The following is a 12,229-nucleotide window of genomic DNA, read 5'->3' on the forward strand; positions in this document are numbered from 1 at the left end:
TGAATATAATATACAATGTACTATAGATTTACCTGTTGAGATTTAAATGTTTTTTTAATACAATAATATTGTATATAATGCAATAAATAGAAAATTATAGAAGGTGATAATGTGCAAGAGATATTTAAAAAATATAAAGAAAGATTAATTAATTTAAGCGGTAAAAACAGAAGTCTTGTAATGAAAAAATTATATAAAAAGAACTCGTTTGATTTGTTTTTATTTAAAAAATTTCAAGATAATATAGATAAAGATATTTTAAAATATCTGTTTTCTAGAAGTAAAGGAAGAATTAAGCTTATAATTGACCCTTATAAATGGCAAAGTCAACAGATATCTAGTTTGCAAAAAAATATAGAAAATCAAATGAAGGAAGCAATAATAAAGTTACAAATAGAAGATAAAGAAAAAATAGAAGAAAAACAAAAGATAGAAATTAAATATCAAGAAAAATTGCAAAAGGAAAAGCTAAGGATAGAATCTATAGTAGAAACAATAATAGATTATTCAAATTCATTAAATTATTTAAATAAGGAAATATTATCTACTGAAAAGGAAACAGGTAGATATGAAATGTATGTTGGATATCCATTTGTAGAAGGGTATTTAAAGGACAAAACATTTGTAAAGGCTCCACTTTTGTTGTTCCCTGTAAAGATAAACAAAATAGGAGATGAATGGTTTTTAGAAAATATTTTAGAGCAGAATGTGATGATAAATAAAGTATTTTTATTGGCATTTTCTAAGTTTAATGGTGTACAATTAAATGAAGAAGTAGAAAATGAATTTGAGGAATTGTCAGATTTAGGGTTTAATGATTTTAAGAATATTGTTGAGTATTTAGATAAAATAGGTGTAGAACTAAAAATGCCAGAAGATACAAATGTTCAAAAATTTATCGAAACAAAGTCAGATACTGTAATTAATTATGGGATAGGAGAATTGGTTGTAAAGCCATATTTGATATTAGGTCGTTTTCCCGTAGCAAATTCAATATATGATGATTATTTAAGATTAGAAAAAACTAATAAAGAAAATGAGTTGGTTAAAAAGCTATTGATTAATGAAGATATAAGAGATAATGAAGATACTAGTGATTTATTTAACGATGAATTTGAAAAAATAAAAGAAGAAGATTTTTATTTTTTAACAGAATTAGATTTTAGTCAAGAAAAGGCAGTTAAGATGACTGATTCAACAAAACAACTTGTAATTTATGGTCCACCTGGTACAGGTAAATCTCAAACCATTGCAAGTATAATTTCAGATGCCTTATCTAAAGGGAAAAGGGTTTTAATGGTTTCAGAAAAAAGGGCCGCACTTGATGTTATATATAATAGGTTATCTAAAATAAATTCAAAGGTTGTTCTTTTACATGATTCTAATAAAGACAAAAAGGATTTTTATGAAAAAGTTAAAAATGTTTTAGAAAACATAGAGGTTAATAATACAAAAACATTGAATGAAATAAAAACATATTCTAAAAAAGTAGATAATAATATTTTGAAACTGGAGGAGCTTGGAGATTTTCTTCACATGGAAAGAGAATTTGGATTAACATTACAAAAAATGTATTCAATGTCTAAAAAGATAGTTTCAAAGGAAGATGATAGATATGAAATATTTAGGAAATTTAAAGAGTGCAGTTTTATTGAAGAATATAAGTATGATGATGTAAAATCAAGTGTTGAAAATATACTTAAAAAAGGTATTATTGATGATTATTTTAAATACAAAAGATATCTTTGTAATAGTATGATATTAAAAATGAAAGAAGATATAGATTGTTTTGACATAGACAATTATGTAGATAAATTAAACAACATAAAAAATAAGTATAATAATTCAGAGATTAAATTAGATTTAGATGAAATGTCTAAGGAGAAACTTTTGAATTTTTATAAAGACAAAGGAAACGTATTGGATGAGGATATAATCGCTTTAAGTGAAGGTATAAATAAAGAGATAAATGGTGAACTTTTAGTTAAATTGAATGATGGTAGATGGTGGAGTCTAATTTATTGGCTAAATTATAGTAAAAATAAAAAAATAGAAATGGAGAATAAAAAGGAATACGAAAAAAGAGGACAAGAAATATTTAAAATTCTTTTAAATGGAAAAGAAAAGATAGATGCATTTAAAAATAAATTTGACTTTATAAAAAATATAGTAGTGGAAAATGAATATGAAGAATTAATAAAAAGCATATATGATTTAAAAGATTTAAGTGAATATATAAATAAATTAATAGATTGCTTGAGTATATATGAAGATTATAGAGAAATTATTTCTAGATTAAATTGGATTTCAGATAAAGAAAAAAATATATTAGATTTTGTATATGAAATAACAAATGATTTAGATTATGCTTATAAAATAATAAATAACATGGAAGAGTATTTTATTTTATATAATATAAATAAAATAGAAAATCAAGATAAGGAAAAAACTACATTATATAAAAAATATTATGATTTAGTAGAAGATAGTAAAAAATATATGATAAATAAAAGACAATTAATAGCACAACATATAATTGAGAAATGGAATAGTATTTTTATAAAAAGTGTAAATAATAATTCAAGTAGATATAAGGAGTTTAAAAGACAGGCAGAAAAGAAAAAGATGCTTTGGCCTATTAGAAAGTATGCAGATGAATTTAAGGACATAGTATTTGATTTGTTTCCATGCTGGCTTTTAAATCCAGAAACTACATCAGAAATTTTACCTTTGGTAAATGGATTATTTGATATTGTTATATTTGATGAGGCTTCTCAAATGTTTATTGAAAATGCAATACCTACAATATATAGAGGTAAAAGAGCTGTTATAGCAGGAGATGATAAACAGTTAAGACCTACATCTGTATTTAAGTTAAAATTTGATGATGAAGAAGAATATGAAGATTTAGAGGTAGCAGCAGCATTAGAAGAGGAAAGTTTGTTAGATTTAGCTAAGGTTAGATATGATTCTGTTCATTTAAATTACCATTATCGTTCTAAATATCAAGAGTTAATTAATTTTTCAAATTATGCTTTTTATGGTGGAAGATTAAAAATTTCACCTAATATAGAAAAAACAGATATATCTAAGTTTAAGCCGATAGAGAGAATAAAGGTAAATGGAAGATGGATTAAGAAAACTAATGTAGAAGAAGCAGAAAAGGTTGTGGAATTGGTTAGAGATATATTGAAAAATAGAAAAGAAAATGAAACTATAGGAATAATAACCTTTAATATTACACAAAGGGACTTAATAGATGAAATGCTTGATAATGTTGCATCTAAAGATTTGTATTTTAAACAGCTTCTTTTAAAGGAAAGAGATAGATTAGAAGATGGAGAGGACAAGAGTTTATTTATAAAGAATATAGAGAATGTACAAGGTGATGAAAGGGATATAATTATATTCTCTATAGGGTATGCACCAAATGAAAATGGTAAGATTTTAGCACATTTTGGTTCTCTATCTATGGATGGAGGAGAAAATAGATTAAATGTAGCAATAAGTAGAGCAAAGAAAAAAATATATGTTGTTACTTCAATTGAACCTGAAGAATTAAATGTAGATTCAACTAAAAATAATGGTCCAAAACTTCTAAAAAAATATTTACAATATGTAAGGGAAGTTTCAAATGGAAATAAAGAGATGGTTGATGCTATTTTAAACAGCATTTTAGATTCAGATTTATCACCAAGCACTCAAAAGACATTTGATAGTGATTTTGAACTGCAGGTTTATGACGCTTTAGTTGAAAGAGGATATTGTGTAGATACGCAGGTTGGTGTATCGGGATATAAAATAGATTTAGCTATTTATGACCCTAATACATCAAGATATATATTGGGAATAGAATGTGATGGTGCAACTTATCACAGTTCAAAATCTGCAAGAGAAAGGGATATTCATAGACAGAGATTTTTAGAATCAAGAGGATGGAATATAATAAGAATTTGGAGTAGAGATTGGTGGGAAAATCCTCAAAAAGAGATAGATAAAATAGAAGAGTTTTTAAAAAAAGAAATACAAGCTTATGCTTAAGAATTGGGATGTTTCTCAACTCTTTAATAATGAAATTTATATATTGCAGTATGGAAATTTCGTTATAAAATATTACAAATAGGATTTATTATAGTTATTGTAATAGAAAATAAGAGAAGTTAAAATTATATGTTTAGAAAAAACTCAATATAAATTATAGAACAATATTTGTAAGACTGGATAGAGAAGATGAAAAGTGGTTTAGTTTGATATTGATAAAAAAAGTTAACAAAAGGTGGTATTCACCTTTTGTTAACTTAATATTTATAACAATATAAAAATCAAACAAATTATTATACCCGAATAAATCAAATCAACCAAACAATATCCCATTATATCCTTTGCTCCAAGCTTTGCAAGTTATATTATAGTAAGTGCCCAGAAGGGTTGAATCATGTTTGTCCATGCGTCTCCCCATGCAAGAGCCATAACAGCCTTTCCAAGTGGAAAATTTAAAGATTGAGCGGCCTTAACAATAATTGGTCCTTGAGCAACCCATTGACCACCACCAGACGGAATGAAAAGATTTATTAATCCAGCACTTAAAAATGTAAAAAGAGGTAGTGTTTTTGCTGAAGAAATACTTACAAACCAATTAGCTATTATTGATGCAAGTCCAGACTCAACCATAATACCCATAATGCCACCGTAGAATGGGAATTGTAGAACTATACCTGCTGTTCCCTTTATTGCATTATCTACAGCTTTAATATATCTAATTGGAGTTTTATGTAGTAGGATTCCTGTAAATAGGAATATTAAATTTACAGAATCAAGAGATAAACTTCCGCCATTTGAAAAATATTTTATTATATATGCAAAACCTAAAATAGAAATTATTAATGTCAATAACATGCTATTTTCAAGCTTAGAAGAAAATGAATTGTCCTTTATAATTTCAAATTCCTTTTCTTCTTCTGGCTTAAATTCAATTGTTTTATCCTTGTCTGGAATCATAAAGTAATTTATTAAAGGTAGTGTTAATATTAGTATAATTGAAATTGCAAGGTTGAAGTTTGTAAAAAGTGTTTGAGATAAAGGTATGCTATCAAATTGAACCCCCTTTAATCTACCACCTGCTTCAACAACCTTAAGTGGAATAGAACCAGATAGACCGCCATGCCAAACTACAAAGCCTGAATAAGCACTTGCAATAAGAAGTCTATAGTCAACTCCTTTAACTTTTCTTGATAGCTCTTTTGCAAGGAGTCCTCCAATAACAAGACCAAATCCCCAGTTTAACCAGCAGGCAATTGCAGATATAAAAGTTACTAATAGTATCGCTTAAGCTTTTTTTTTAAATACTTGCGATTTTTGTTAATGCTTTTTTGATAATTGGTGCCTGAGCCAGAGCATGTCCAGTTACAAGTATTAAAACCATTTGCATTGAAAACCATAGAAGACTCCAGAAACCCTTACCCCAAAATGTAACTAAATCAATTGCTGATTTGCCAGTTTTAAAGATTGCTAAAATGCAAACAATAATTGTGAGTAAAATGGCAAAAATAAAGGCATCTGGCAAGTAGCGTTCAACAAATTTAACGCATGCGTTAGTAATTTTTTTAAACATAACTTCATTCCCCTTAAATTATCAAATAAGTGATATGGTTGCCATATCACTTATTTTATGTGTGCCCGGCATGGTCGACAGCTTGGCGGTGAAAGTCCGCTATGGGCTTGGTAGTGGGAACCATTAGCCAATGGCAAGGGTGTCCATCGTGAGGTGGAATCTGAAGGAAGCCGGAGGCAAAGTCCTGGCTCGATGAACAAGAACCACATACGAGGCTGATTTGAGGCGGACGAGTTTGCTAAACAAAACAAAGTCCAACACTACCCGAACCTCATACAGTAAATGTGGCGAGTATATGGGATGAAGGCGGTCGCTCTTACCCGGGGAGGTCTAACAGATACACCATTAAAGGAATGGACTTTCCTAATGGTAACCTACTCAGTGATGGGTAGCTGAACTGTTAGAAGTCAGCAGACGTCATAGTACTACGAAATACGCGTTATCGTGGGAAGGACTTACGCTTTGAGGTTTTGAATTTTGAAGACTTCGAGAGATATTCAAAGATTGCAGAAAACTGAATATACAGGCTATCTTGTTGATAATAGTGTGGAACACGAAGGTAAACAAGAAGTGCATAGAGTATCTCCGGCAGTCTCAGAAGGAGAAACCAGTGCACAAGAATACGGAACCTTGGAAAGAATACTCTCAAGAGAAAATATGCAAAGAGCATATAAGAGAGTAGTTGCTAATAAAGGGAGCCATGGAGTAGATGGAATGACAACCGATGAACTTCGGAACTTTCTAATACAAGAGTGGCCAGAAATAAAATTAGCAATACTACAAGGGGAATATAAACCGCAACCAGTTAGAAGAGTGGAGATTCCAAAGCCTAATGGAGGAATTCGACTACTTGGTATACCAACTGTACTTGATAGATTAATACAACAGGCGATAGCCCAAGAATTAACACTAATATTTGATAAAGGTTTTTCTAATAATAGTTATGGTTTCAGACCAAACAGAAGTGCAAAAGATGCAGTAAAGAAAGCAAATGAATACATAAATGAAGGATATAGATGGGTCGTAGACTTAGACCTTGAGAAATTCTTTGACAAAGTAAATCACGATATTTTGATGAGCCGTGTAGCAAGAAAAGTTAAAGATAAGAGGGTTTTAAAATTAATAAGAGCCTATCTAACATCTGGAGTTATGTTAAATGGAATAAAAGTAAAGAATGAAGAAGGAACACCGCAGGGAGGGCCATTAAGCCCACTTTTAGCAAATATAATCCTTGACGACTTGGATAAAGAATTAGAAAGAAGAGGACATAAATTCTGCAGATATGCAGATGACTGTAATATATTTGTTAAAAGTGAAAGAGCAGCTAAAAGAGTCAAAGAGAACATAACTGAATATATTGAAAAAGTCCTTAAACTAAAAGTAAATAGGAACAAAAGTGCAGTTGATAGACCATGGAAAAGGAAATTTCTTGGATTTTCATTCTATTTAACGAGAGGTAAATCTCAAATAAGGATAGCAGAAGAAAGCATAAAGAAGTTCAAGAACAAAATAAGAGAAATAACGAGTCGAAGAAATCCTTTAAGTACAGAGGAAAGAATTAATAAACTCAATCCGATAATCATTGGATGGGTAAACTACTTTTCACTTGCAAAAGCGAAGAAACACATGGAAGAATTAGACCAATGGATAAGAAGAAGATTAAGAATGTGTGAGTGGAAACTATGGAAAAAGGTCAGAACAAGGATAAGGAATCTGATAAAGTTAGGAATGAGGCCTTATTTTGCAAAAATATATGCCAATACCCGAAAAGGATACTGGCATATAGCAAACAGTCACATTCTATCAACAACTCTAACTAACGAATATTTCAATCAATTAGGCTATAAGAGCCTAATCTCACAGTATTCTAAAATGCATGGAAACTAACGAACCGCCGTATACCAGGCCGGTACATACGGTGGTGTGAGAGGACGCTGAATAAAATAATTATTCAGCTCCTACTCAATTGGAATATTTATAATAAAACTATTTTGTTTGTTATTAATAAACATTTACCACATTAATGCGGAAACATAAATATAGGCTACATGTATTGAAAAAACTATATTTTTAGAAATATAATATAATTAAGAAATGTAAATAAAATAAAATTAATTGAATAAGTATTACCATATTCAATGTGGTAAAAAGGGGATAAATATGAGCCAAGATAGAGTAGATAAAATTGTAGAAATTTTATTAGAAACAAATGAGTCTTATATAACAATTGATGAAATTGCTGAAAAATTAAATGTATCAAATAAAACAGTTAGAAATGATTTGAAGGAAGTTGAAAAAATTCTATTTAATAACGGAGTTTATCTTGAAAAGAAGCCAAGATATGGGATAAGAATAAAAGTTGATGAAGAAAAACGAGTAGAGTTACTACAAAATTATAAATTTAGAAGTGGTTTTATAGAACCATATACTCCAGAGTTCAGAAGAGATTATATTATAAAAAGGTTATTAATGAAAAAATCAAATATAACAATCGCAGAACTTGCACAAGAACTGTATGTTAGTAAAGTTACAATTCATAAAGATATTGATTATGTACAAAAATGGTTAATGAATTTTAATCTTAAACTCATTAAAAAGACAAATTATGGTATTCAAATAATTGGGAATGAAGAAAATTTTAGAAATGCAATAGCACATTTGATTGTAAGTGAAAAAGATAAAAAGGAATTAGAAGAAATTTTATTTAACAATATTACAACAAGATTAGATTTTAAAACAATTGAAAAATTAAAAGAGTTGGTAGATTTAGATTATAAATTGTTAGAAAAAATAGTAGAAAATTCAGAAGAAAAAATGGGAGTTAGATTTACAGATGATGCTTTTATAAGTCTTATAATTCACATTGCAATATCTATCAAAAGGTTAAAAGAAGGTAATGATATAGATATACCACAAGATATAGTTTATGAAATTAAGGAAAAGGAAGAATTTAATGTTGCGTTAGAGGTTACTAAAAATATAGAAAAGGCCTTTGACGTAAAATTCCCAAAATCAGAAGTTATATATATTCTCCTACATATACTTGGAGCAAAAATGCAACAAAATAAAAAGGACGATGTGTTTAATTTAGTAAACAATATAAAAGAAGATGATTTGTCTGTTGTGATGGCAAAGGAAATAATTGATATTGCACAGAGGTCATTAGGTACATATTTAGAAAAAGATGAACAACTATTAAATGGACTTATACTACATTTAAGGCCAACAATAAACAGATTAAAATATGGTTTAGCCTTGAGAAATCCAGTTTTAAATGAAATTAAAGAAAATTATTCAGAATTTTTTGGTGTAGCTTGGATGGCCAGCACTGTATTTAATAAATATTTAGGTGTAAAAATTCCAGAAGAAGAAATTGGATATATAGCATTACATATAGGTGCAGCTGTTGAGAGAAATATAAAACCATTCAAAGTATTTGTTGTTTGTTCAAGTGGAATAGGTACATCACAGTTATTGGCTGCCAGAATACAAAAAAGTTTTAGAGAAATTGATATAGTCGATACAGTATCATATTTAGAGCTTGAAAAACTTAAATTGGATGAAATTGACTTTATAATTTCTACTATACCAATATATAGTATAAAGCCAGTGCTACAAGTAAAGCCAATTCTAACTCAAGCTGATATAAAAAAAATAGAGTATTACATTAATTATATGAAAAACAAAAAAGATAGTAAGTTTTTTGTAGAGAGGATTATTGATGAAAATTTGATATTTTTAAATTGTAATTTTAAAAAACAAAATGAAGTGTTAAAGTTTTTATCAAATGAACTTATAAAGAGAAACTATGTAGATAAAGAATACTATAAAAACTTAGTAGAAAGAGAAAAAATGACATATACATCTATTGGAAATGGTGTAGCTATACCACATGCAAATCCTGAGTTAGTAAAAAAATCAAAAATATCGTTGCTAACCTTAAAAGAACCCATAATATGGGGGAATGAATATGTTGATGTTATATTAATGATAAGCATAGCACAAAAGGATTTAAAAGAAGGAAAATTTCTATTTAAGAATCTTTACAATGCTATAGAAGATAAAAGTTTTATTAAAAAAATTAAAACTTCAAAGGAAATCATAGAAGTAAAACAAATAATAGGGGGAGTTTTAAATGGTGATTGATCAAAATTTAATAGTATTGAATTTGAAATCAAATAGAAAGGAGGAGGTAATTAAAGAATTAGCAGAGTTAGCATTTGCTCAAGGCAAAATTACATCTGTTAATGATTATGTACAAACTGTTTTAGACAGAGAAAAATTATTTACAACAGGAGTTGGAAATGGTATAGCAATACCTCATGGTAAAACAGATTCTGTCAAAGAATCAATGATGGTTTTTGCAAAGCTTAATCAACAAATTGAATGGGAATCATTAGATGGTAAACCGGTTGATTTAGTATTTTTGTTAGGAGTTCCTGAAAAAGATGCGAATGATTTACACCTACAGATTTTATCACGAATTTCAAGAAAGTTAATGGATGACACTTTTGTAGACAAGCTCAGAAGATCCCAAACAAAAGATGAAGTTATGGATATTTTGAATTCAATTTAAACAGAAGGACTTATTAGTTCTAATAAATATTAAATTAATGAGGGGGATTTAAAATGAAAGAAGAATTAAAGAAAATCAGAGAGTATTTGATGACTGGTGTGTCCTATATGATACCAATAGTAGTTATTGGTGGTGTGCTTATAGCATTTTCAATTGCACTAAGCGGTGTTAAAGCAGGAGAGGGTGCTGTAGTTACAAATCCTATGTTAAAAAGTATGATGGACATAGGAGTAGCAGCTTTTAGTATGATGGTTCCAGTCCTTGCAGGATTTATAGCATTTGGTATTGCAGATAGACCGGGTATAGCTCCTGGACTTGTAGGTGGTGTACTTGCAAACAATCTTAAAGCAGGCTTTTTAGGAGGTATTGTTGCAGGATTTATAGCGGGATATACTGCAAGATGGATTAAAGGATGGAAAGTTCATAAAAACTTAAGACCTATTATGCCAATATTTGTTATACCTTTACTTACTTCACTAATTGTAGGTTTCTTAATGATTTATGTTATAGGTTCTCCAATAAGTAGTTTAATGACAAGTTTAACTAATACGTTAAAGTCAATGAGTACTGGAAACGCAGTTGTATTAGCACTTATAATGGGAGCAATGATTGCGTTTGATATGGGTGGACCAGTTAATAAAGTAGCATTTATGTTTGCAGCAGCTATGATTGGTGAAGGTGTAGTAACAATAATGGGACCAGTAGCTGTAGCTATATGTATACCACCACTTGGAATGGGAGTTGCAACATTGTTAAACAAGAAAAAATATACTAAGGCTGAGCAAGAAGCAGGTATAGGTGCAATTGCTATGGGGTTAATTGGTATAACAGAAGGAGCAATTCCTTTTGCAGCAGCAGATCCATTAAGAGTAATTCCTTCCATAATGACTGGTTCAGCAGTAGGTGCAGCAATTGCTGCTATAGGTAAAGTTGGGGATCATGCTCCGCATGGTGGACCAATAGTTCTTCCAGTTGTAGATAATAGATTGATGTTTATAGTGGCTGTTATTGTAGGTGTTATTGTGACAGCACTTATGGTAAATGCATTAAAGAAGAATGTTGAAGTTGTTGAGGAATAAGTTTTATAATATAGAGAGGTGAGACAAATGAAGATAGTAGCAGTGACAGCTTGTCCAACAGGAATAGCACATACTTATATGGCTGCAGAAGCATTAGAAAGAGCCGCAAAAAGCTTAGGATATAGTATCAAAGTAGAAACACAAGGATCAATAGGTATAGAAAACAAAATATCTCAAAAAGAAGCAAATGAGGCAGATTTAGTTATATTTGCAGCTGATGTAGCAGTTAAAGAAGAAAATAGGTTTAAAGATAAGGCTATATTTAGAGTTGAGGCTCAAAAGGTAATAAAAAATGCAAAGGCTGTAATAGAAGAGGCAGTAAATCAACTAAAAAATAAATAACAGCGTTAATTAGTACAATAATTGGCCACTTAAGTGATTTAGTCACTTAAGCGGCTTAATTTTTTATTTATATAAAGGGGTAACCAAGGTAGAAAAAACTTTAGAAGTTAGAATAGAAAATTTGCGAATAAATAGTATAAAAATGTTTTATTGTAAATTCATATAAAAGCAAATTATGCTGTGTTTTTACTTTGTGAGTTTATTTATAAGTTGCAAACAAAGTCTTTTGATATTAAATTAAAATAAATTGAAAGTAAATAGTTGATTATATATATTTTTCATTTTTTAATTATGATAATATTATAATTAAATTTAGGTATTATAATAATTTGTGTATACTAAAGCTTTGTTGCAATAAATGAAAAATGTCACATTTCACCTGGGTGGGAGACCTCCGAAAAAATATTATGGTATAATAAATATGCATAAATATTTTTTTGGAGGTCTTTTATGTTTAATAAGAACAATCAACAAATTGATATTATGACAAATATGATATATGAAAAATTAGTACCTAAAGATCATCTTCTTGTTAAAATAGATTCAATTATTGATTTTTCTTTTGTATATGATATCGTAAAAGAAAAATATAGTGAAAACAGAGGAAGAAAAGCCTATGAT

Annotated in this window: 8 protein-coding genes; 6 read left to right on the forward strand and 2 right to left on the reverse strand. The window is 29.1% G+C overall.

Annotated features, from left to right (window positions below; genetic code table 11):
• Window positions 1–111: 111 nt before the first annotated feature.
• The gene (locus tag A3M9_RS14170; RefSeq protein WP_027308519.1) at window positions 112–4,041 is read left to right on the forward strand and encodes an AAA domain-containing protein; all 3,930 of its coding nucleotides are present in this window, start codon (window positions 112–114) and stop codon (window positions 4,039–4,041) included.
• Between the two features lie 360 nt (window positions 4,042–4,401).
• Here the strand turns inward: A3M9_RS14170 and A3M9_RS13355 are convergent, their stop codons facing one another.
• Both A3M9_RS13355 and A3M9_RS15060 read right to left on the reverse strand, forming a co-directional pair.
• On the reverse strand, window positions 4,402–5,322 hold the full coding sequence (locus tag A3M9_RS13355) for a TIGR00366 family protein (RefSeq protein ID WP_370882848.1): 921 nt from the start codon (window positions 5,320–5,322) through the stop codon (window positions 4,402–4,404).
• 16 nt (window positions 5,323–5,338) lie between these two features.
• Window positions 5,339–5,611 carry a TIGR00366 family protein gene (locus A3M9_RS15060; protein WP_370882847.1) on the reverse strand — a complete coding sequence of 91 codons (273 nt, stop codon included), beginning with the start codon at window positions 5,609–5,611 and terminating at the stop codon, window positions 5,339–5,341.
• A gap of 477 nt (window positions 5,612–6,088) precedes the next feature.
• Here A3M9_RS15060 and ltrA point away from each other — a divergent pair, with 477 nt between their 5' ends.
• The 5 genes from ltrA (at window position 6,089) to A3M9_RS0106595 (ending at window position 11,608) form a co-directional block, all read left to right on the forward strand.
• Entirely contained in the window at window positions 6,089–7,498 is a 1,410-nt protein-coding gene (gene ltrA, locus A3M9_RS0106575) for a group II intron reverse transcriptase/maturase (protein ID WP_027308520.1), read from the forward strand.
• Window positions 7,499–7,771: 273 nt separating this feature from the next.
• A complete protein-coding gene (locus A3M9_RS0106580) occupies window positions 7,772–9,757 on the forward strand; it encodes a BglG family transcription antiterminator (RefSeq protein WP_035166021.1) in 1,986 nt (661 codons plus the stop codon).
• Window positions 9,747–10,187: a PTS sugar transporter subunit IIA gene (locus A3M9_RS0106585; protein WP_027308522.1), complete on the forward strand. Its 441-nt coding sequence runs from the start codon at window positions 9,747–9,749 to the stop codon at window positions 10,185–10,187. Before A3M9_RS0106580 ends, A3M9_RS0106585 begins: the two co-directional genes overlap by 11 nt.
• A gap of 53 nt (window positions 10,188–10,240) precedes the next feature.
• Window positions 10,241–11,266 (forward strand): PTS fructose transporter subunit IIC, encoded by a 1,026-nt coding sequence (locus tag A3M9_RS0106590; protein WP_027308523.1) that lies wholly within the window; start codon window positions 10,241–10,243, stop codon window positions 11,264–11,266.
• A 27-nt stretch (window positions 11,267–11,293) separates the two neighbouring features.
• The gene (locus A3M9_RS0106595) at window positions 11,294–11,608 is read left to right on the forward strand and encodes a PTS fructose transporter subunit IIB (protein WP_027308524.1); all 315 of its coding nucleotides are present in this window, start codon (window positions 11,294–11,296) and stop codon (window positions 11,606–11,608) included.
• Window positions 11,609–12,229 lie beyond the last annotated feature (621 nt).

It is taken from the genome of Caloramator sp. ALD01, assembly GCF_000472625.1.
Taxonomy (GTDB): domain Bacteria; phylum Bacillota; class Clostridia; order Clostridiales; family Caloramatoraceae; genus Thermobrachium; species Thermobrachium proteoclasticum.